Below are 20,472 nucleotides of genomic sequence, written 5' to 3' on the forward strand. Positions count from 1 at the left end.
GCGCGCTCGCCGGCGTACGAGAACACGTACACGGAGACGAACGCGCGCTGCTGTAGATCGCCTGCTACAACGGTACGCTCCCGCCGGCTTCGAGCCGCCCCCGCAACGGATACGGGAGATCAGGGAGCGGAGGCGGACACCGGCTGCTCCTTCGGTTCCACCGGCTCCACCAGCTCCACCGGCTGCTCCTTCCGTTCCACCGGCTCCTTCGGCACGAACCGCACCCGTGGATGCCCCTCGTTCCACCCCACCGACAGTCGCATCCCGCCGGCCCTCACGAGGATCAGGCCCACGGTGACCGCGGCGGCCGTGGCGACGGCGCCGCCGGCGACGAAGCCGATCCGGGGGCCGTACACGTCGGTGACCCAGCCGGCGATCGGCGCGCCGAGGGGTGTGCCGCCGAGGAAGACCATCATGTAGAGGGCCATGACGCGGCCGCGCATCGCGGGGTCGGTGCCCATCTGGATGGCCGTGTTGGTGGTGACGTTCACCGTCAGGCCGAACATCCCTATCGGCACCATGAGGAGGGCGAAGATCCAGTACGCCGGTGCCAGCGCGGCCACGATCTCCAGCAGGCCGAAGGCCAGCGCGCCCCCGATCAGCACGCGCAGCCTGGCGGTGCCGCGGCGGGCCGCGAGCAGGGCGCCCGCGACCGAGCCGACCGCCATGAGCGTGTTGAAGAGGCTGTACGAGCCGGCGTCCGCGTGGAACACGTCGTCCGCGTACGCCGACAGCCAGACGGGGAAGTTGAAGCCGAAGGTGCCGATGAAGCCGACGAGGACGATGGGCCAGAGCAGTTCGGGGCGGCCGGCGACGTAGCGCAGGCCCTCGCGCAGCTGGCCCTTGGCGCGCGGGGCGCGGCGGACGGGCTGCAGGTCGCGGGTGCGCATCAGCAGCAGGCCGGTGATGGGGGCGACGAAGGAGAGGCCGTTGTAGAGGAAGGCCCAGCCCGTGCCGACGGTGGTGATCAGCACACCGGCGACGGCGGGGCCGACCAGGCGGGCGGACTGGAAGTTCGCCGAGTTGAGGCTGACCGCGTTCTGCAGCTGGTCGGGGCCGACCATCTCCGACACGAACGACTGCCGGGCCGGGTTGTCGACCACGGTGGCCATCCCCACGGCGAAGGCGGCCACATACACGTGCCACACCTGGACGTGCCCGGAGAGCGTCAGCGCGGCGAGCGCCAGCGCCGTCACCGCCATCGACGTCTGCGTCAGGAACAGCAGCCGCCGCTTCGGGAACCGGTCGACCAGCACCCCGCCGTACAACCCGAACAGCAGCATCGGCAGAAACTGCAGCGCCATCGTCACACCGACCGCGGTCGACGACCCCGTCAGGCTCAGCACCAGCCAGTCCTGCGCGATCCGCTGCATCCACGTGCCGATGTTCGACACCACCTGCCCGAGGAAGAACAGCCGGTAGTTCCGGACCCCCAACGAACGGAACATGGAGACGCGCTCGCGGTCACCGAGGTCCTCGGAAGCGACGGACGTCTCGGAAGCGACGGCCGACGGGCTGGGGGCGGCCGACAGGCCGGGGCCGGGGGCGGCCGACGAGGAGTCGGAGGCTTCAGGCGGACCGTCGGAGGTCTCGGGCGGACTGTCGGAGGTCTCGGGCGGATCGGGAGGCGTCGGCGAACCGGACTTCACCGGGCCGTCGACGCCCGGCTGCACCGAATCGGCGGCGTCCGGCCGAGTGGGAGCGGCAGCGGTAGCGTCCCGCTTGAGCAGGCCGGCGGTATCCGGCGGCGCTTCCGGGACGGCAGGGGTGGGCGGGGGCTCGTGGGTGGGTGTCGGTGCGGGGACGGAAGGTGCTCCGGGGCCCGTACTCAAAGGGGTTCGCCTCCTTGCGTGAAACGCGTGCACATCCTGCGGTTGCGTGAGCCTCACCGCTCCTGTTCTGTCTGCTGGTTTTCGGCTCGGCCCATGCCCGCCCCCTGACGGCGCACGGGCTGCAGGCCAGGGCGTACCGGCGGCCGATCCGGCGCACTCCGACGGCTCCGGCGCACCCGCCGGCCGGGCGCCCGGTCAGAGATGGGCGAGCTTCTCCAGCACCGGCGCGGCCGCGCGGAGCTTCTCCCACTCGTCCTCGTCGAGGCCCTCCACGAGAGAGGCGAGGAACGCGTTGCGCTTGCGGCGGCTCTCCTCGAGCATCGCCTCGGCCCGCTCGGTCTGGGTGACCACCTTCTGCCGCCGGTCCTCGGGGTGCGGCTCCAGCTTCACCAGCCCCTTGCTCTCCAGCAGGGCGACGATGCGGGTCATCGACGGCGGCTGCACATGCTCCTTGCGGGCGAGCTCGCCCGGTGTGGCGGTGCCGCAGCGGGCGAGGGTGCCGAGCACCGACATCTCGGTCGGGCTCAGCGACTCGTCGACCCGCTGGTGCTTGAGCCGACGGGACAGGCGCATCACGGCCGAGCGGAGCGCGTTCACAGCGGCCTCGTCGTCGCCATGGTTTAGGTCAGGCATGTTCCTTAGCGTAACTCATTACCCTCGCTAACGACTACTGGAACTCCGCGACCGGCGCCGTGAGTCCCACCACTCGCGCCCCCATACATCCCCGCGCACCTAACCGCTCGCCCTTCTCACTCATACGGGTGACTAATACGCAGATCCCGACACGACAGACCACAGCACACCTGACCCTCGTACACATGGGGACCACTGTGCTCAGCCTGCGGATAGACGGGGAGCTTCTCGACCGGCTCCGGACCCACGCGGCGAAAAGGGGAATGACCGTCCAGGACTACGTGATCGGGACGCTCATTCGCGACGACTTCGACGAGCGATTCCAGACCGCCGTCGAGGAGACGGAGAAGTTCTACGGAGTGACGTGACCGGCCGGCTTCGAGTGAGCCCGCAGCGACGCGCGGCTCACGTCGGCACCAGCGCCGCCACCAGGCAGGAGAAGACGAACACCGCCGACACCACGTACATGACGGCACGCCCATGAGGAGCGAAGCAGGCGGCAGCAGGAACGCCGTCTCCGCGCGTAGACCCGTCCGCCTCGTAAGCTGTGCCCATGGCCGGTTTCTTTTCGGGATCCCCCAAGCACGAGGCACCGGAGCCCCTCGAGGGCCCCATCGTGCCGACCATCGTCGGCGGCACGATCCTCTGGCTCGTCCTCTTCGTCGTCCAGCTCCCGTTCTACGGCTGGTACGAGGACCACGGGCACGCGTGGTGGGTGTGGACCTGTCTGGCGGGGGGCGGGCTGGGGTTCATCGGCATCTACTACGTGCGCAGACGGGACGCGGCCATCAAGCGGGACGCGGAGCGCAAGGCCGCCGCGGAGGCCGCCGCGGAGGCCGACGCCACCACCGATGTGACACCGGTCGAGTAGGCACCCTCCGCTGAAGCCGGGCCCCGACTGAATCGCCGTGTCCGACCACGGCATCACGGCACCCTCCTACCTCCCCCCCTCCTCCCCCGGTCGGATCTTTGGCGCACTCGGCGGGTGAACGCCCAAATCCGCACGTACCGTCGAATGCATGACGCACATCGACGCGGGCACCGACCTCGATCCTGTGCACCCCACCCCTGTCCCGGCCGCCTCGGCCCACGGGCGGGCGCGTGGCCTGACGGCCGCGGAGGTCGCCGAGCGGGTGGCCCGCGGCGAGGTGAACGACGTCCCCGTACGGAGCAGTCGCTCCACGGTGGACATCGTCCGGGCGAACGTCCTCACCCGGTTCAACGCGATCATCGGTGTGCTCTGGCTGATCATGCTGTTCGTCGCGCCGATCCAGGACGGCCTGTTCGGCTTCGTGATCCTGGCCAACACGGGCATCGGCATCATCCAGGAGTGGCGGGCGAAGAAGACCCTGGACTCCCTCGCCGTCATCGGCGAGGCGAAACCGAGGGTCCGCCGGGACGGCGTGGCGGTCGAGGTCGGCACCTCAGAAATCGTCCTCGGGGACCTCATCGAGATCGGACCCGGCGACAAGATCGTCGTCGACGGCGAGTGCGTCGAGACCGACGGCCTGGAGATCGACGAGTCACTGCTCACCGGCGAGGCCGACCCGGTCGTCAAACAGCCCGGGGACCAGGTGATGTCGGGCAGTTTCGTGGTCGCGGGCGGCGGGGCGTTCACCGCGACGAAGGTGGGGCGGGAGGCGTACGCCGCCCAGTTGGCGGAAGAGGCGAGCCGCTTCACCCTCGTCCACTCCGAGCTGCGCTCCGGGATCTCCACGATCCTCAAGTACGTGACGTGGATGATGGTCCCGACCGCGATCGGCCTGATCATCAGCCAGCTGGTGGTGAAGCGGAACGACTTCAAGGACAGCGTCGCCCGCACGGCCGGCGGCATCGTCCCGATGGTCCCCGAGGGCCTGGTGTTGCTGACGTCCGTCGCCTTCGCGATCGGTGTGATCCGCCTCGGCCGAAAACAGTGCCTGGTGCAGGAGCTGCCCGCCATCGAGGGCCTCGCCCGCGTCGACGTCGTATGCCTGGACAAGACGGGCACGCTGACACAGGGCGGCATGGACGTCACCGGGCTGCACCCCCTCAACGGCAGCGAGGAGTCGTACGTACGAAGGGTCCTCGGCGCACTCGGCGAATCGGACCCCCGACCGAACGCCTCGCTCCAGGCCATCATCGACGCCTACCCGGACAGCGAGGACTGGCGCTGCACCGAGTCGCTGCCCTTCTCCTCGGCCCGCAAGTACAGCGGTGCGTCCTTCAGTGAGGGCGACGGCGAGTCCAGCACCTGGCTGCTCGGCGCCCCCGACGTCCTGCTCCCCGACGACGACCCGGCCCTCACCGAGACCGAACGCCTGAACGAGGAGGGCCTGCGGGTCCTCCTGCTCGCCCGCGCCACCCGCGAACTCGACGACCCCGAGGTCGCCCGCGGCGCCCGCCCCACCGCCCTCGTCGTCCTCGAACAGCGGCTGCGCCCCGACGCCGCCGACACTCTCCGCTACTTCGAGGAGCAGAACGTACGGGCGAAGGTCATCTCCGGCGACAACGCGGTGTCGGTCGGCGCGGTGGCCGGCAAGCTGGGCCTGAACGGACAGGTGGTCGACTCCCGCCGGCTCCCCGCCGAACGCGACGACATGGCGAAGGCACTGGACTCCGGCACGGTCTTCGGCCGGGTCACCCCCCAGCAGAAGCGGGACATGGTCGGCGCCCTCCAGTCCCACGGCCATACGGTCGCGATGACCGGCGACGGCGTGAACGACGTCCTGGCCCTGAAGGACGCCGACATCGGCGTGTCGATGGGCTCGGGCTCGGAGGCCACGAAGGCCGTCGCCCAGATCGTCCTCCTCAACAACAGTTTCGCGACGCTGCCGTCAGTGGTCGCGGAGGGCCGCCGGGTGATCGGCAACATCACGCGGGTCGCGACGCTGTTCCTGGTCAAGACGGTGTACTCGGTGCTCCTGGCCCTCCTGGTGGTGTGCTGGCAGGTGGAGTACCCCTTCCTCCCCCGCCACCTGACCCTGCTCTCCACCCTGACGATCGGCGTCCCGGCCTTCTTCCTCGCCCTGGCCCCCAACAAGGAACGCGCCAAGCCCCACTTCGTACGACGGGTTATGCGGTACGCGGTCCCGGGGGGCGTTCTGGCGGCCGTGGCCACCTTCGTCACCTATCTGATCGCCCGTCACCACTATGCGGGCGAGGGCGCGTTGGCCGCCGAGACCAGTGTGGCGACCCTGACCCTCTTCCTGATCTCCATGTGGGTGCTGGCCATCATCGCCCGCCCGTACACCTGGTGGCGGCTCTGCCTGGTCGCCGCCATGGGCGCCGGATTCCTGCTCGTCCTCGTCGTGCCCTGGCTCCAGGACTTCTTCGCGCTGCGCCTGGTCGGTACGACGATGCCGTGGCTGGCGGTCGCCATCGCGGCGGGCGCGTCGGCCGCGCTGGAATTCCTGTGGAAGTGGGTGGACCGGCGGTTCCCCGCGTAGGTCGCGCACGCGGCGCGGCTCCTTCGGTCAGTCGGGCCGGTGCGTGTGCAGGTCGCCGCGCTGGACGGCGTAGACGGTGCCGGAGTCGTGTGCCGTGTTGGTCTGCTCCAGCACCAGCCGCCTGAGGTCGTTCGGGAGGGCGCCGTCGATCTCGGCGGTCAGCCGGGCCAAGGGGGCACGGCAGGAGGGGTCGCGGCGGAGCAGGGCCGTCAGCTCCAGGGCCCAGACGGCGGCCAGGGCCCGGCGGACGTCGTCGGGGGTGGCGGTCTGCTCCACCAGGGCGGCGTTGCCGTCGAGTTGGGCCTCGATCCCGGCGCCGCGGCCCGGGCCCGGTTCGGCCCGGCGGAAGAGTCCGAGGACGGTGTCCCTCGTCCCCTGCCACAGGTCCGTCGCCATCGCCGTGACCACGGCGGCGGCTCCCGCCTCCGCCAGCAAGGTCAACTCCTCGTTCACCTGCGCTCCTTCATGTCCCGGGGTGGTGGTTGATGGTCTGGGTGCCGCTCTGGAGCGCGTAGACGACACCGTTGCCGGACGCCTTGTTGATCATCTTCGCGTGGCCGAGGGGCCGCTCGTCGGCGGGAGCCGGCTGCGCGGGCTCCTCCGCCTGCGGGGGCTTCACCACCTGCGGGGGCTCCTCCGGCTCCGAGGGCTCCACCAGCTCCGAGGGTTGTGGAGGCTCCTCCGGCCCCGAGGCAGGCGCCTGGTGCTCGGGCAGGTGGAGCCAGGCCGAGGCGGTGTATTCCTTCTCGGTGAAGGTGACTTCGCGGAAGGCTGCGGGATCGATGCCCGGATGGCCGTGGCAGACCGTCTCGTCGTAGAAGTGCGGCGAGATGAGCAGTGCCGCCACCGCGTCGGGGGCCTGCCGCAAGGCGGTGCGGGCCGGGGAGGCGTTGAGCAGCCGGGCGAGGACCTCCAGGGGGCGGCCGACAGCCTGGCCACCGGAACCGATGTGGACCTCGCCCGCGTGGAGCGCGATCCGCACCCGGACCTGCGCGCGGGGCGCGGCCAGGCTGTTGTGGGCGCGGAGGCGGGCCGTGAGTTCATGGATCAGCGGGTGGATCAGCCTGGTCTTGCGCAGCCGGGCCGGTGTCGTCACCTGCATTCCGTCGCCGAGGTCGTGGCGCAGGCACTTCTCCCAGTCGATGCCGCTCCGCTCGAACGACTCGCGGAGCGCGGTCGACAGCGCCTCGCGGATCCTCAGGAGAGCGGGGTCGCCGCGTCCCGCCGAACTCTCGATGTCCACGGCGAGCAGGGCCCGGTATTCCCACTCGTCCAACTCGTCCAGCCCATCCGACTCGTCCAACTCATCCACCCTTTGGCGCTCTTGTCGCATCTCTTCCCGCATTCCTTGTTCCATACGGCCCTCCGTGCCCCCGTCACGTTCGTCATCCACTGTGGCCCGATTGAACGGGATGGATCCCGTCGCAATACTGGATCGCCCGGAGTCGCGGGGGAGGCCGGTACACATGGGCGCTACAGCACCAGGGCGGGAAGATTCCTGGCCGGAGTCGAGTCTGCTCGGAGGGCTCGCCCGGCCCGCCCTGGAACGGTTCCTCGAACTGGGTACACGGGTGCCGTTCCCGGCGGGCCGCGTGCTCATGCGGGAAGCCGAGCGAAGCGACTTCGTCCTGATACTTCTCAGCGGGGTGGTCAAGGCGACCGGGCTCACCCATGACGGCCGGGACGCCCTGCTGGCCGTCCGCATGGGCGGGGATCTGGTCGGCGAACTCGCGGCGGTGGACGGAGAACCCCGGTCAGCGACGGTCACGGCCTGCGGGCCCGTGGCCGCCAGGGTCGTCCAGCGCGACGACTTCCTCGGTTTCCTGCGCCGGGACCCCGGGACCGCCCACGCGGTCAACGCCTCCGTCGTCGCCAAGCTCCGCGCCGCCAACACCCTGCGCATCGACTTCACCGGGTGCGACGCCACCACCCGGCTGGCCCGCGTCCTCCACCAGATCGCGATGACCCACGGGGTGCGAGTGGGTGCGGCGGTGATGATCCCCTGGCCGATCACCCAGCCGGAGCTGGCGACCCTGGCCGGTGCGGCGGAACCCACCGTGCAGAAGGCGTTGCGCAAACTCCGCGCGGCGGGCGTGATCGCCACCGGTTACCGAACCGTCCGGATCGAGGACCTCACCCGCCTGCGAGACATCGCCTTCGACGAGCGCGAGTGGTGAACGGTGAGTGGTGGCCTGGGGTGAGTGGTGACCTGGGGTGAGTGGTGACCTGGGAAGGTGAATGGTGACCTGGGGAGAATGGTGCGCAATGCGCCGTGGGCGGGGCCGCGTGACGGGGCTGCCGACGGTCGCGAGCTGTGGAGCAAGTGAGCAGAAACAGTCGTACGACGGTATTCGTCGGCGGGGCCCTCGCTAACGTGACATTCCTGGAGCCGACGGGCGGCCGGAGCGGTTGTGCCGCCGAACTGCCTGTCAGAACAAGGGACTTCGACATCGGCCACCGCTGCGGTCGGCCGCTGGGGGCGGTCGCGCACTCCGCGACCGGGAATGAGACGTGGCGATGCAAGAGGAAGAGACGGGCGGCGCGGACGTAGGCGAATCCGCCGGGCCCGACGGGGACACGACGACCGAACCGACCGGGGACACAACGGGCGAACCCACCGGCGAACCCAGCGAGGACACGACGGGCGAACCCAGCGGGGACACGACGCGCGAACCCACCGGCGAACCCACCGGCGAACCCACCGGCACCGTGCGCCGAACGACCAACCAGGTCACGGCGCGGGACGTGTCGGGGACGCTGGTCGTCGGCAACCACAACGTCGTCGTCAACGGTGACGGTTCGACCGTGACCGTCGTGCCGCCGGACGAACGCCCCGAACCGGTGCGCCGGGACCAGGTCGAGCTGTTGCCCCGGCGCCAGCGGGAACCCCTGGGACGGGACGACGCGTTGCGCGAGCTGGCGGCCGCCGTGGCGGCGGGCGGTCTGGTGCAGGTGTGGGGGCCGCCCGGGATCGGCAAGAGCACCCTCCTGCGTTACGCGGCGCAGCACCTGCCGACCGGACCCGACGGAGTGGTCTTCCTGAGCGCGGCCCATCGGGAGGTCGAGGATCTCGCCCAGGAGATCTTCGAGGCCTGTTACGAGGCTCCGGGATACGCGCCGACCCGGATGGAACTGCAGCGCCTGATGGCCGGGGTTCGGGTGACGGTGTACGTCGACGACGCGGATCTGTCCCCCGAGCAGCTGAACGCACTCGCGCAGTCGGCGCCGAGCGCGACGTTCGTCTTCGCCAGTCGGGAACGGTCGCTGCTGGGCGAGGGGCCGGCGGTCGCGTTGGAGGGGCTGCCCCGTGCCGCGGGGCTGGAACTGCTGACCCGGGAGCTGCGGTACCCGCTGCCGGAGAGCGAACTCGTCGCGGCCGGCGAGCTGTGCATGCTGTCGCTCGGGCGGCCCCTGCTGCTGTTGCGTGCGGCCGGACTGGCCCGGTTCGAGGTGTCGTCGGGGGTGGTGACGCTGCCCCGCGCGGCCGAGATCAAGGGCCTGCTGCCGCTGCTGTTCGACCGGATCGACACGGCGGCACGGAGCGCCCTGAACCTCCTCGCGACCCTGCGCGACGCGGAGTTGGACCCGGCGCACATCGGCGCCCTGTGCGGCGTACCCGACCCGGCGGCGCTCTGCGGCGACCTCGCCGGCCTCGGGCTGGTACTGGTCACGGAGCGCGGATACCGGTGTGCCCCGGACGCCGTACCCGAAGTACGCCGCCGGACCCCCGAGGCGTTCCCCGTCGACCGCTTGTGCGACCACTTCGCGAGCTGGGCGGCACTGCCGACCACCACTCCGGCTCAAGTCGCCGATCATGGACGGGCGTTGGAGGTGACGGCCGAACTGGCCGAGGCGCAGGGGAAGCCGGAGCTCGCCGTGCGGATCGCCCGGGCCGTGTCGCCCGCGCTGGCCCGCTCGCTGCGGTTCGGGGTGTGGGGCCGGCTGCTCGACCAGGGCGAGAACGCCGCCCGGCAGGGCGACGACGAGGCGTCCAGGGCGGCCACGGCCTACTTCACCCATGAGAAGGCCATCCGGTTGCTCCTGATCGGCCAGCGGGTCGTGGCCGCGGCTCTCCTGGCCGAGGCGGTGGTGCTGTGGCAGCAACTGGGGGACAACGAGGGCGTCAACGCGGCGCTGAACGCCCAGCAGTACACACCGCAGCCGCCGCAGTCACCGCCGTCCCAACCGTCCCAGCCGTCGGGGCAGCCCTCCCCGGAGGGCGACGGCACTGGCCCGGGAACCGACAGCCCGGCCGAGGACGGCACGCTCACGGGACCCGACACCACGGCGTCCCCTCCCTCGACCGACAACGGAGGCGCGGCTTCGGGAGCCGATGTCGGCACCGCGCCGACCACCCCCGACGTGGGCGCCGACTCGGTCCTCCACAACGTGGACATCACGACCACGGGAGCCAACCCCGTCCCTCAGAGCCCGGCGCCCGACGTGACGGTGGACCCGGCAGCGCTCGCCTCCTCCCCTCCACCCGGGGACGGTGGCGCGGGGCAGCTGCTGGACCCGGTCGGACAGCTCGCCTCCCCCGCGTCGAACGCGGCGGGCGGGGGCGCGGGTGCCGGCGGGGGCGCGACGGTCGGCACCACCGGGACCGTCGCGGCGGGCGGGGGCGCGGGTGCGGGGGTGGCGGGCGGGGTCCTGACCCTGGTCGGCGCGATCACCGCTGTCGCCGTCGCTGTGGGCATCGGCGTCAGCCAGAGCCAGGAGGCGGACAACCAGCCGGCGGTGTCGGTGTCCCAGCCCTGGTCGGCGGAGGCGCAGACGTGGGAGCCGGAGCCCACGGAACCGGAGACCGAGGTGTGGGAACCGACGGATGAGGCCGAGCCCACGTTCGGGAACGATCTGGCGGGGGTGTGGGAGGTCGACCAGGGCGGTTACGTACAGGTCGTCGAGTCGGGGTACGGCACGTACACATACACGGAGCAGAACTCCTGCGGTAGCGACACCGTCGAGATCACTGGCAGCGACGGCAGTTACAGCGCCACGGTGACGGTGTGGGACAAGGATTCCTGCACGGCCGCCGGAGAAGCCGACGTGACCTACACCGTCGCCTCCGACGGGACCAGCGCCGCCGTCCAGACGACCGCGCGGTCGGACGGCACGTGGGAATGCATCAGCGGCTGCGGATCCGAAACCTGGACCCGAGTGTCCTAGGACCCGCATCCTCGCCCCCTTCCGTAAGGAGCCTCACCATGACCTCGTCCTCAGGCGACCAGTTCGAGATCCACATCGGCGGTGACGCGTCCGGCACCGTCGTGATCGGCCACGGGAACCGCGTCGAGACGGGCCCGACCCAGACGAACATCGCGAACGACAACGCCACCGTCTACGCCGTCCAGGAGGGCGAACAGAACGTCCACCACGGGGACGGGCCGCACGGGCCGCAGGCACCGCGGAGGGAGCAAGGGTGATCCGCTGGGCGGAATGGAAATTCCGTTGACCGGGAAGTTACGTGCGCGGCATCCGGGAGAAATGCCGCGCCCGTTCCCTGTACGCGATCGAGCGCCGTTGGGGCGGCCCGCGCAGGGAGAGACACACATGACGGAAACCACGGACGCCACCGGCGCGGAGACGGGGGGCAGAGGTACGACGCCCGTGCCGATGCCCGAGGGGTACTCCCCCAGGCTCTACAACGAGGACCTGGCCCCGGCCACCGAGCGCCGATGGGGCGCGTTCAGCATCTTCAATGTCTGGACCTCCGACGTACACAGTCTGTTCGGCTACTTCCTCGCCGCCAGCCTGTTCCTCGTCGCCGGGAACACCTTCAAGTTCCTCATCGGCATCGGCGTCGGCTCACTGATCATCTACTGGCTGATGACGCTCATCGGCAACGCGGGCGTGAAGACCGGCGTCCCGTACCCCGTCCTGTCCCGCGCCTCCTTCGGCACCTTCGGCGCCAACGTCCCCGCGCTCGTCCGGGCCGTCGTCGCCACCTTCTGGTACGGCGCCCAGACCAGCGCGGCGGCCGGCGCGATCGTCGCCTTCCTGGTCCGCTACGACGGCCCGAAGAACCTGCACGAGACAAGCACCCTCTTCGACCACACCGGCCTGGAGGTCATCTGCTACCTCCTCGTCTGGGCCGCCCAGCTGCTGATCATCAGCAAGGGCATGGAGACCGTCCGCCGCTTCCAGGACTTCGCCGGCCCGGCGGTCTGGCTGATGATGCTGATCCTGGCCGTCGGCCTGTCGATCAAGGCGGGCACGCTCTCCTTCTCCGTCGACATGTCCGCCAAGGAGCTCGCCACCCTGGCCAAGAGCGCCACCGGCCTGGACGTGACCCCCGGCTCCTTCGCCGCGATCGCGGCCATCGCGGCCACCTGGGTGACGTACTTCGCCGCCCTCTTCCTCAACTTCGGCGACTTCGCGCGCTTCACGCCGGACGAGAAGACCCTGCGCAAGGGCAACGTCTGGGGCCTGCCGGTCAACCTGATCCTGTTCTCGCTGGTCGCGGCCCTGACCACGGCCTCCGCGAGCAAGGTCTACGGCGAGGTCATCCTCGAACCGGCCGCCATCTCCGCCAAGTTCGACAGCGCGTTCCTGGTCCTGCTGGCCGCCCTGACCTTCGCGGTGGCGACCGTCGGCATCAACGTCGTCGCCAACTTCGTCAGCCCCGCCTTCGACTTCGCCAACGTCGCCCCGAAGCACATCACGTTCCGCCGCGGCGGCCTGATCGCCGCCGTCATAGCCCTTCTCCTGTACCCGCTCCACCCGTGGGACAACGCCCCCAGCTTCGTCAACGCCATCGGCTCGACCATGGGCCCGATCTTCGGCGTCCTGGTCGTCGACTACTACCTGCTCCGCAAGGCCCAGCTGAACGTGCCCGACCTGTACAAGGAGGACGGCGAGTACCGCTTCCAGGGCGGCTGGAACATCCGCGCCTTCGTCGCCGCCGGCATCGGCGCGGTCTTCTCCAGCATCCTGCCGGTCTACGGCCCCTCCGAGTACGGCGCGGCCCTCGGCCCGTACTCCTGGTTCATCGGAGTGGCGGTCGCCGGAGTCATCTACTTCGCGATCAGCGGGGCGAAGAGCCCGCTGACGCCGAAGACGGAGGCAGCCGCCGCCGAGTAGAGCCCGACCGCCGGAAAACGAGAAGGGGCGTTGCGGCCACCGGCCACAACGCCCCTTTCCATGCCTCTACTGCACGTCGACGTAGTCACCGGTGGCGTTGACCGGCGCGGTCGTCGTGGTACCCGCGAAGCTGAGGCGCCAGTAGCCGTCGTAGGTGGCGGTGCCGGTGGCCTTCACATTGCCGTACGCGTCCGAGTACACCGTCTTGATCGTGGTGTACGTGCTGGTGCCCGCCTTGCGGAACTGCAGCTTGACCGGCTGGTTCGCGAACGCCTTGTACGTGTGGCTCTGCCAGTCGGCGCGGGTCAGCTTGCCGGTGGCGGTCACGGTTCTGCCCTTGACGACCGGCTCGGGGGCGGCGTTGACGGTCAGCTTGGAGTAGCGCTGGACGAGAGTGGACCCCAGGTCCCCCTGGTCCTTGTAGCCGACCTTGTTGTAGTCGATGCTGCCGCTCGTGGGGTCCTGCCCGTTGAACGCCACGGCGTCGGCGCCCGCCTTCCAGGTCCCGGCCTGCGAGTTGAGCAGGTCGCCCTCGGCCGGGTAGACGGCGATGGTGCCCTTGCAGGTCGCCGTGGTCGACGAGGTGGCGGTGCAGGTGGCGAAGTCGTCGCCGAAGAGCTGAGGGGTGCTTTCCTCGCCGAAGGTGCCCCGGTAGAGGAAGGGCTCGGTGAAGAAGTCCTCCGCGGTGATGTCGACGTCGGACCCGTGGGTCAGCGTGTAGGTGACCGCCGTACTGACCTTGTTGCTGGTCCCGACCTTGATCGACTTGGCGATCTGGAAGTTCGAGAAGCTGACGCCCAGCGTGTACGGCGTCCCCGAGTCCTCGGCCCGCGCGGCCGGCACGGCAAGGGCGGAGAGTGCGAGGGCGCCGGAGACGGCGGCCACGGTGGCTCTTGTGCGCATGTGTTCCCCAAGTGGAGAAAGAGGATCATGGGCCTGTTGGCCCGGATGATCTCAACACATTCCACCTGACCGATTCCACCCCGAACATGCATTTGATGCGAACATGCGCATCCTTGAGGCGCGCATACGGAACCGTTGGTTCACCCCTTACGAAGGAGGCGCCGCCCCCGGGAGAACCCGGAGCCGACGCCACCCGCAACCGCGTAGCGCCCCTCCGGCCGGAAGTCACGGACCCGGCCGGAGAGTACGCGACACGTCTCCTACTTCACATCGATGAAGTCACCCACGGCCTTGACCGGCGCCGTGCCGGCGGTGCCCGCGAACACGAAGCGGTAGCTGCCGTCGGCCGAGGCCTTCACCGTCGTCCTGAGAGCGCCGGCGGAGCCGGACTTGATGGTCTTGACGTCCTTGTAGACGGACGTGCCCTTCTTCTTGAACTGGAGCTTCACGGACTGGCCGCTGTAGCCCGCGTACTTCCCGGACTCCCAGTTGGCGCGGGTCAGCTTGCTGGTGACCGTGATGGTCTTACCCTTCTTCACCGGCTCCGGCGAGGCGTTGGTGCCCGTGAGCTTGGCGTGGCGCTGAAGCTTGGCGGTGCCGAGCTTGCCCTGCCACTTCTCGCCCGTCAGCTGCCCGTTGCTGTCGGCCTGGATGGCGAGGCCGCCCGCCTTCCAGGTGACGGCTTCGGAGTTCAGGAGATCACCCAGGCCCGGCCGGATGTCGATGAGCGCCTTGCAACTGGCGGTGGTCGCGGAGGTGGCCTTGCAGGTCGCCGGCTCGTCACCGAAGAGGGTCGGGTCCGTGAAGTCCTGCTCGACCGAGGTGGGCAGCGACTTGAGGTAGAGGAACGGTCCGTTGAGGAAGTCCTCGGAGGTGATGTCGATGCCCGCCGCGTGCGTGAGCGTGTACGTCACCGGCACGGAGACCTTCTTGGTGCCGACGACGACGGCCTTGCCGTTGTTCACCTTCATGCCGGAGAAGGAGACGTCGAGGGTCGCCACGGCCGCGTCGGCGGCGGTGGCGGCACCGAAGGCGGACTGCCCGGCACCGGCGGAGATCGTCCCCCAGTCCGGGACTGCCGAGCCGTCGGCCTGTGCGGCCGGGACGGCGAAGGCGGAGAGAGCGAGGGCGCCGGAGACGGCGGCCACGGTGGCACGAATACGCATGCGTTCCCCCGGTGGAGAAGTGGGGCCCGACGGTGGTCGTCACATGGGGCCCGGGGTGACCGCGAGTCCGTTGACCCGCGAGATCTGGTGCGTCGGGGGACGCGCCGGTTCACCCGGCGCGTCCCCCTGCCTCCCACTGCGGCGCCAGGCCGACCGGAGAGACATGAGCCCTGGGGCTCGCGTTTACTTCACGTCGATGGCGTCGGCCGCGGAGGTCACGGCCGCCGTGCCCGAGCTGCCCGCGAAGACGTAGCGGTACGCACCGTCGGCGGACGCCTTGACGGTGGTCTTCAGGACGCCCGCGGAGGACGTCTTGACCGTCTTGACGTCCTTGTAAGCGGACGTGCCCTTCTTCTTGAACTGCAGCTTCACCGACTGACCGCCGTAGGCCGGGAACTTCTCGGTGTCCCAGTTGGCACGGGTCAGCTTGCTGGTGACCGTGATGGTCTTGCCCTTCTTGACGGGCTCGGGGGAGGCGTTCGCATCCGTGAGCTTCGTCTGGCGCTGGATCTTGAAGGTCTTCGCCGGGTCCTTCTTGACGTAGTCGGCGTCGTTGGCCGCGGCGAGCGCCCAGACCTTCCAGGTGCCGGCCACGGAGTTGATCAGGTTCTTCTGCGTCTCGACGGTGAAGCTCGCCTTGCAGGACGCCGTCGTGGCGTTCACCTTCTTGCAGGTGGCAAGGCTGTCGTCGTTGCCGTTGGCCACGGCGCCGCTGTCGGCGGTGTCGAGGCTCGCGCCGTGATACAGGACCACGGTGACATCCTTGAGGCTGATGCCCGAGTTGTCCGTGGCGGTGAAGGAGACCGTGAAGGTCTTCTTGCCGGCGCCGACGACGACGTTCTTACCGCCGTTGACGACGACGTTGGAGATCTTCGTGTCCCCCGCGGTCGGAGCCGCCTGCGCGGCCGGGGCGACGAAGGCGGTCAGGGCCAGGGCGCCGGTGACGGCACCTACGATGGCACGCTTGTGCAATGTGTTCCCCACGTGGAAGGGACCTCGCGGTACGTCCTGTCACACGAGATCCGGTTCAGGTCTGGTGAGCGCGTCAACTCCCGGGAATCAAGCGACTCCTGGGAAAGCCGTTGGCTCGGGTGATCAGATCCACGAGGGGTGCGAATGGTTGTACGAGATTTGAATCTCTTGTGGAAATGTTGTCCAGATCACATTCACACCTCTCGCCACCGGGGTCCCCACGGCTGACTCAGTCGAACCAGCGGTCCCGCGCCAACTCCTCGGTCCTGGACGGGTCTTCGAGCAGTGCGGCCACCTCGAAGCGGCGCGGCCACTGACCCGCCGCCCAGGCCAGGCCTGCGGCGACGCCTTCCAGAGTCGAAGCGTGCAGCACGCCGTCCCGCGTCCGGCGCCAGTCCAACTCCACCCCGTCCACGACCAGTTCCTCATGTTCGAAGTACGACGAGGGGGTGGCCGGGCCGAGCAGGACCCGTACCGACTCCGGTACGTCGTGCTCCGTGCCCTGCGAATCCACCTCGCCCGTCACCGACTCGCTGAGCCGCCGCACCTGGAACAGCTCGGCCAACTCGGCGGCGCGTGACGGCCGTACGGGGAGGAGAGGCACGCCGGAGGTGAAGGGCAGCAGGTCGGGGGAGTCGACGACCATGGCGTCGGCCGCGTCCACGACGGTCACCTCACCGTCCACCACGGCCCGCAAGTCGTCCGGCAGGGTCACCTGTTCGGGATCGAGGTCGGCCAACGCGCTGTACAGGCCGTGCAGTTGGGCCGAGCTGACCGGCCGGTCCGGGTCGGCCAGGCGGTCCAGCAGCTCGGCGGCGCCGCCCGGCTCGTCCAGGAGCGCGGCCACCGACGTGCGGACGCCCAGCGCCCGCAGCACCTGCTCGTCGTCGAAGCCGGTGGCGTCGGCCTCTTCGTACAGACCGTGCAGAAGCGGGTCACCCCCGGCCGCGAGGAGGCCTGCCGGGCGGCGGCCGTCGAGGACCGGGTGGCCGCGCAGCCACCATGCGGTGTAGGGGCGTACGACCTCGTGCGTGCCGTCCGGGAGCAGGATCCGTACCGGCTGGACGAGGGCGTCCCGCAGCGGCGGCTGGGCGAGCAGGGCGAGCGCCTCCGGCCAGCGGTCCTCGTCGACGAGGTCCAGGTCGCGCACGGCCACGATCTCGGTCGCGACGGGCGGCACCGGGCTGTCCGGGAACCGGTCGAGGATGTCCTCGGACCACACGTCCACCGCGTCGAGCAGCCCCGCGTCGTCGGGTTCGGCGAAGTCCCCGTCGCGCGGCTCCAGTTCGTCCGGATCGAGGACGACATCGGTGGCGCGTACGAGGGCGAAGTTGGCCAGGACTCCACAGGCGGCCAGCGGCTGTTCGCCCCAGCGGTCGGCCAACCCCGCGTCCACGAAGGCGAGTTCGTCCTCACGCATGACCTGGGCGAAGGGGCTGCCGGGAAGGACGAGTTCACCGGCGGGGGCCGGCTCGCCGTCCTCGTCTGGGAGGGCGAGGGCGCCGAGCCAGGGTTCGTCGCCGGGGTCGAGGGCGGCGTCGCGGACCAGCGCGAGGACGAGGTCGGCCAGTTCGTCGGCGTCCGGCCGGCCGTCCTCCTCGTCCCACACGCCGCCCTCGTCGTCCAGGGACGCGGCCACGGCGGCCCGTACCTGCGGGGTGGTGAGCACGGCGCGCGGGGTCGCGGGCAGGGCGCCCAGCTTCTCCAGAAGCGGATGCGCGGCGTCCGGGTGGGCCACCTTCAGGCCGAGGCGGGCGAGGATCTCGGGGGCGGTCCGCGGCCCGTCGGGGGTCGGGAGGAGCACCTGCCGGGGCCCGATCGTCGTCCGCCCGTCCGCGAGCGGCACCGGGAGTCCGGACAACCGGTCCGGGTCGACGCCCGCGAGGCTGTCGTAGAGCCGCCGCCACCAGTCGGGCGCCTTCTCCAGGCCCGCGAGCCGGTCGATCGCGTCGCCCAGCGGCACCCGCGCGACGCCCAACGTCCGCAGCTCCGCTCGCCGTTCGAGCCCGGCGGGCAGCAGGCTGGACAGGACGTCCGCGAGCACCTGTACGGTCTCGGCCCCGGCGCCCTCGACGACCTCGGCGTCACGGGGGCGGAGGGCGAAGGGCGCGTCGGCCCACTCATCGGCGTCGGCGTCGCCCTCGGCGGACGGGGTACCGGAGCCCTCGCGGCCCCGGAACGGGTTGGGGACGTCGGGCCAGGTGTCGGATTCCGGGGCTTCCACCGCCGCCGCGGCGTCCTGAAGTCGGCCGGCCCGCGCGGACGGCGCCACCGCCCGCGGCAGGAACGCCGTACGCGGCAGCCGCTCCAGGATGGCCTGGCGCAGGGCGCCGTCCAGCTCGCCCTTGCCCAGCGGGCCGGGCACGAGGTCGATGATCCCCTCGGTCACCGGCTCCCAGGCGGCGAGGAGTTCGGCGTACGCGTCCGCCGCGCGCTGCACGAGGAAGTCGGTGAGCGGCCCGGGCGCGGCGTGCCGCCGGGTGGTGTCCAGGGGGAAGGACGCGATGAGCAGCGCGGGCACGCCGAGGGTCTCATCGCTGGGCGTGGGCGCGTGCACGACGGGGCTGGTGCGCGGCCGCACCGGCGCGCCGTCGGGCCCGGTCGGCACCGCCCAGGTCACGGACCAGTACGGGCGCAGCCGCTCCTCGACGGGCCGGTCCGCGAGCAGCCCGGCCTCGATCGCCCCGTGCCCGGCGGCGGTACGCCAGCGCGTGGCCCCGTCCCGCGAGTCCTCGACGACGACGTACGCCCCCTCCACGCGCCGCCGCAGCGTCCGTACCTCGCTGGGACCGTTCTCGATGATCACCTCGTCGAGGCCGGGCAGGGCGAGGAGCAGCGCGTCGTCGACGCCGTGCAGCAGCCGCTCGGCGAGATCGGCGGCGGCCGCGTCGCGCAGCGGCAGGATGACCACGGTGTCGTACGGGTCCGGTGCGCTCCCCTCGGCCGCGAACGGCAGCCGCAGCAGCGGCACATGCCCGTCACGCCGGCGGATCTCGTCCCCCAGCCCGGGGCTGTGCCGAGCGACGTCGGCGGCCAGCAGCCGGGCCTCGGCGAGCGACCACCGGATACCGCCGTGCCGGCCCACGACGGCGGGCTCGTCGGTCACGGCGAGCACAGCCGCGAACCCGACACCGAACCGCCCCACCGCGCTGACGGCGCTGTCAGCACCGTCAGCGGGTTCCCGCTTCGCGGACGCGCGCAGCGTGGACAGCGACTCGACGCCGGCCGCGTCGAGCGGCGCGCCGGTGTTCGCGGCGACGAGGACGCCGTCCCGGAGGGTGAGCCGCAGCCGCCCCGGGACCTTCGCCCTGGCCGCCGCGTCGGCGGCGTTCTGCGCCAGCTCCACGACGAGACGGTCCCGGTAGCCGCCGAGGACGAGATCCTCCTCGGCGTTGGCATCCTCACGGAACCGGGCCGGACTGGTCGCCCAGGCGTCGAGCACGCCCCGCCGCAGCCGAGCCGTCCCGAACGGGTCCGCACCCTCGGCCGCCGGCCGCACGAACTTGCTCACGGTTCACCTTCCCTGTCGCCTGGTGCACGAAGGTACCGCGTGGCCGCGCCGCTCACGCCAGGCGCCCAGTGGGGTGGCGGTGCGGTGCGATGGCGGGTGCGGGTCGGTGGGGGCCGGTCGCGCCCACGGGGCGGAGCCGCATGTCTGCACGGCCCCGCGCCCCTTGAAGGGGCCTGCGGCCCTTCGTTCACCAGGAGGCGCGGGGACATTTCACTCCGCTCAGCAGTACTTCTGCTGGACCAGGCGGCCGAGGCTCTTGCCGTTGACCCTCTCGCCGCAGCGGACGGCGCCGTCGACCTGGGCGCTGAAGGTCTGGGCCTTGCCCCAGGTCTTCTCGATCCACTTGGTGCCCTTGTCGCAGTAGAAGCCCTGCCAGGTGCCGGAGGCCTTCACCGTGCCCCGGTAGAAGAAGTACCGGCCCTTCTTCGTCAGCGTGTCGGTGACGGTGACGCTCCTGGTCGTGGTCTTGGACTTCGAGTGCGTGTAGGAGCCCTCGACGTGCGCGTCGAGGCTCACGAGGACCTTCTTCACGCCGAAGCCGGCGCCGGCACCGCCGCCGATGCTGTAACCGGACGTGACGGTCTTGTCGTGGCCCAGGCTCCGGGAGATGGTCCGGCTACCGCCGGAGTAGCCCTTCTCGTACCCCTTCACCTTGTGCGTCAGCACCCGCGCCCGGTTCGTGGTCACCCACTTCACCGACCGCGAGCCCGGCTCACAGATCAGCGGAGCCGCACTGGCCGTGCCCGCCGCGGGCAGGGCCACCAGCAGCGAGGTGGCGATTCCGGTGGTGGCGAGAGCAGCCGTCAGTCTGGTCTTCACTCGAACTCCCCGTTGTGTGGGCCCCGTGCCGACGCTCAGGGCGTATACACATCACAGCAGGTTCACCAGACGGAACACATTGTCCAGAAGGGCAAGTTGACTTCTCCGGACACCCCTGTCACAGCCAC

At 70.6% G+C, this 20,472-nt stretch carries 17 protein-coding genes; 7 read left to right on the forward strand and 10 right to left on the reverse strand.

Translation table 11 applies throughout. The features are described from left to right. Nucleotides 1-119: 119 nt before the first annotated feature. Together JIX55_RS23600 and JIX55_RS23605 are read right to left on the reverse strand one after the other, a co-directional pair. Nucleotides 120-1,448 (reverse strand): MFS transporter, encoded by a 1,329-nt coding sequence (locus JIX55_RS23600; RefSeq protein WP_443046715.1) that lies wholly within the window; start codon nt 1,446-1,448, stop codon nt 120-122. A 579-nt stretch (nt 1,449-2,027) separates the two neighbouring features. Continuing rightward, nucleotides 2,028-2,465 carry a MarR family winged helix-turn-helix transcriptional regulator gene (locus JIX55_RS23605; protein ID WP_257565303.1) on the reverse strand — a complete coding sequence of 146 codons (438 nt, stop codon included), beginning with the start codon at nt 2,463-2,465 and terminating at the stop codon, nt 2,028-2,030. A gap of 185 nt (nt 2,466-2,650) precedes the next feature. Here JIX55_RS23605 and JIX55_RS23610 point away from each other — a divergent pair, with 185 nt between their 5' ends. After that, complete coding sequence (locus JIX55_RS23610) at nt 2,651-2,833, forward strand: BrnA antitoxin family protein (protein WP_257565304.1); 183 nt, start codon at nt 2,651-2,653, stop codon at nt 2,831-2,833. Between the two features lie 37 nt (nt 2,834-2,870). Here the strand turns inward: JIX55_RS23610 and JIX55_RS23615 are convergent, their stop codons facing one another. After that, complete coding sequence (locus JIX55_RS23615) at nt 2,871-3,020, reverse strand: hypothetical protein (protein WP_257565305.1); 150 nt, start codon at nt 3,018-3,020, stop codon at nt 2,871-2,873. Here JIX55_RS23615 and JIX55_RS23620 point away from each other — a divergent pair. After that, nucleotides 3,019-3,336: a DUF2530 domain-containing protein gene (locus JIX55_RS23620; protein WP_257565306.1), complete on the forward strand. Its 318-nt coding sequence runs from the start codon at nt 3,019-3,021 to the stop codon at nt 3,334-3,336. The two genes, JIX55_RS23615 and JIX55_RS23620, sit on opposite strands and share 2 nt — an antisense overlap. Before the next feature lie 148 nt (nt 3,337-3,484). Further along, the gene (locus JIX55_RS23625) at nt 3,485-5,893 is read left to right on the forward strand and encodes a cation-translocating P-type ATPase (protein ID WP_257565307.1); all 2,409 of its coding nucleotides are present in this window, start codon (nt 3,485-3,487) and stop codon (nt 5,891-5,893) included. Nucleotides 5,894-5,920: 27 nt separating this feature from the next. On the opposite strand, the gene JIX55_RS23630 is transcribed toward JIX55_RS23625, so the two are convergent. Then, the gene (locus JIX55_RS23630) at nt 5,921-6,346 is read right to left on the reverse strand and encodes a hypothetical protein (RefSeq protein ID WP_257565308.1); all 426 of its coding nucleotides are present in this window, start codon (nt 6,344-6,346) and stop codon (nt 5,921-5,923) included. A gap of 10 nt (nt 6,347-6,356) precedes the next feature. Continuing rightward, nucleotides 6,357-7,196 carry a hypothetical protein gene (locus JIX55_RS23635; RefSeq protein WP_257565309.1) on the reverse strand — a complete coding sequence of 280 codons (840 nt, stop codon included), beginning with the start codon at nt 7,194-7,196 and terminating at the stop codon, nt 6,357-6,359. A 163-nt stretch (nt 7,197-7,359) separates the two neighbouring features. Between JIX55_RS23635 and JIX55_RS23640 the strand changes: the two genes are divergently transcribed. The 4 genes from JIX55_RS23640 (at nt 7,360) to JIX55_RS23655 (ending at nt 12,973) form a co-directional block, all read left to right on the forward strand. After that, nucleotides 7,360-8,070, forward strand: coding sequence for a Crp/Fnr family transcriptional regulator (locus tag JIX55_RS23640; protein WP_257565310.1), 711 nt, complete (start codon nt 7,360-7,362; stop codon nt 8,068-8,070). 340 nt (nt 8,071-8,410) lie between these two features. Next, nucleotides 8,411-11,059, forward strand: coding sequence for an AAA family ATPase (locus JIX55_RS23645; RefSeq protein ID WP_257565312.1), 2,649 nt, complete (start codon nt 8,411-8,413; stop codon nt 11,057-11,059). A gap of 38 nt (nt 11,060-11,097) precedes the next feature. Further along, entirely contained in the window at nt 11,098-11,316 is a 219-nt protein-coding gene (locus JIX55_RS23650) for a hypothetical protein (RefSeq protein ID WP_257565313.1), read from the forward strand. Nucleotides 11,317-11,443: 127 nt separating this feature from the next. After that, entirely contained in the window at nt 11,444-12,973 is a 1,530-nt protein-coding gene (locus JIX55_RS23655; RefSeq protein WP_257565314.1) for an NCS1 family nucleobase:cation symporter-1, read from the forward strand. Nucleotides 12,974-13,039: 66 nt separating this feature from the next. Here the strand turns inward: JIX55_RS23655 and JIX55_RS23660 are convergent, their stop codons facing one another. The 5 genes from JIX55_RS23660 to JIX55_RS23680 form a co-directional block, all read right to left on the reverse strand. Then, complete coding sequence (locus tag JIX55_RS23660) at nt 13,040-13,876, reverse strand: hypothetical protein (protein ID WP_257565315.1); 837 nt, start codon at nt 13,874-13,876, stop codon at nt 13,040-13,042. Nucleotides 13,877-14,136: 260 nt separating this feature from the next. Then, the gene (locus JIX55_RS23665; RefSeq protein ID WP_257565316.1) at nt 14,137-15,042 is read right to left on the reverse strand and encodes a hypothetical protein; all 906 of its coding nucleotides are present in this window, start codon (nt 15,040-15,042) and stop codon (nt 14,137-14,139) included. 183 nt (nt 15,043-15,225) lie between these two features. After that, entirely contained in the window at nt 15,226-16,026 is an 801-nt protein-coding gene (locus tag JIX55_RS23670; protein WP_257565317.1) for a DUF5707 domain-containing protein, read from the reverse strand. 217 nt (nt 16,027-16,243) lie between these two features. Further along, nucleotides 16,244-19,525, reverse strand: a complete 3,282-nt coding sequence (locus tag JIX55_RS23675; protein ID WP_257565318.1) for a sacsin N-terminal ATP-binding-like domain-containing protein — start codon at nt 19,523-19,525, stop codon at nt 16,244-16,246. Nucleotides 19,526-19,744: 219 nt separating this feature from the next. Then, a complete protein-coding gene (locus tag JIX55_RS23680; protein WP_257565319.1) occupies nt 19,745-20,344 on the reverse strand; it encodes a hypothetical protein in 600 nt (199 codons plus the stop codon). Nucleotides 20,345-20,472: the final 128 nt, after the last annotated feature.

The organism is Streptomyces sp. DSM 40750 (genome assembly GCF_024612035.1).
GTDB lineage: Bacteria > Actinomycetota > Actinomycetes > Streptomycetales > Streptomycetaceae > Streptomyces.

Coding starts and splice junctions, on each gene's coding strand:
- JIX55_RS23600 (WP_443046715.1), bottom strand. CDS start 1,448: ATGTTCCGTTCGTTGGGGGTCCGGAACTACCGGCTGTTCTTCCTCGGG.
- JIX55_RS23605 (WP_257565303.1), bottom strand. CDS start 2,465: ATGCCTGACCTAAACCATGGCGACGACGAGGCCGCTGTGAACGCGCTC.
- JIX55_RS23610 (WP_257565304.1), top strand. CDS start 2,651: ATGGGGACCACTGTGCTCAGCCTGCGGATAGACGGGGAGCTTCTCGAC.
- JIX55_RS23620 (WP_257565306.1), top strand. CDS start 3,019: ATGGCCGGTTTCTTTTCGGGATCCCCCAAGCACGAGGCACCGGAGCCC.
- JIX55_RS23615 (WP_257565305.1), bottom strand. CDS start 3,020: ATGGGCACAGCTTACGAGGCGGACGGGTCTACGCGCGGAGACGGCGTT.
- JIX55_RS23625 (WP_257565307.1), top strand. CDS start 3,485: ATGACGCACATCGACGCGGGCACCGACCTCGATCCTGTGCACCCCACC.
- JIX55_RS23640 (WP_257565310.1), top strand. CDS start 7,360: ATGGGCGCTACAGCACCAGGGCGGGAAGATTCCTGGCCGGAGTCGAGT.
- JIX55_RS23645 (WP_257565312.1), top strand. CDS start 8,411: ATGCAAGAGGAAGAGACGGGCGGCGCGGACGTAGGCGAATCCGCCGGG.
- JIX55_RS23650 (WP_257565313.1), top strand. CDS start 11,098: ATGACCTCGTCCTCAGGCGACCAGTTCGAGATCCACATCGGCGGTGAC.
- JIX55_RS23655 (WP_257565314.1), top strand. CDS start 11,444: ATGACGGAAACCACGGACGCCACCGGCGCGGAGACGGGGGGCAGAGGT.
- JIX55_RS23660 (WP_257565315.1), bottom strand. CDS start 13,876: ATGCGCACAAGAGCCACCGTGGCCGCCGTCTCCGGCGCCCTCGCACTC.
- JIX55_RS23665 (WP_257565316.1), bottom strand. CDS start 15,042: ATGCGTATTCGTGCCACCGTGGCCGCCGTCTCCGGCGCCCTCGCTCTC.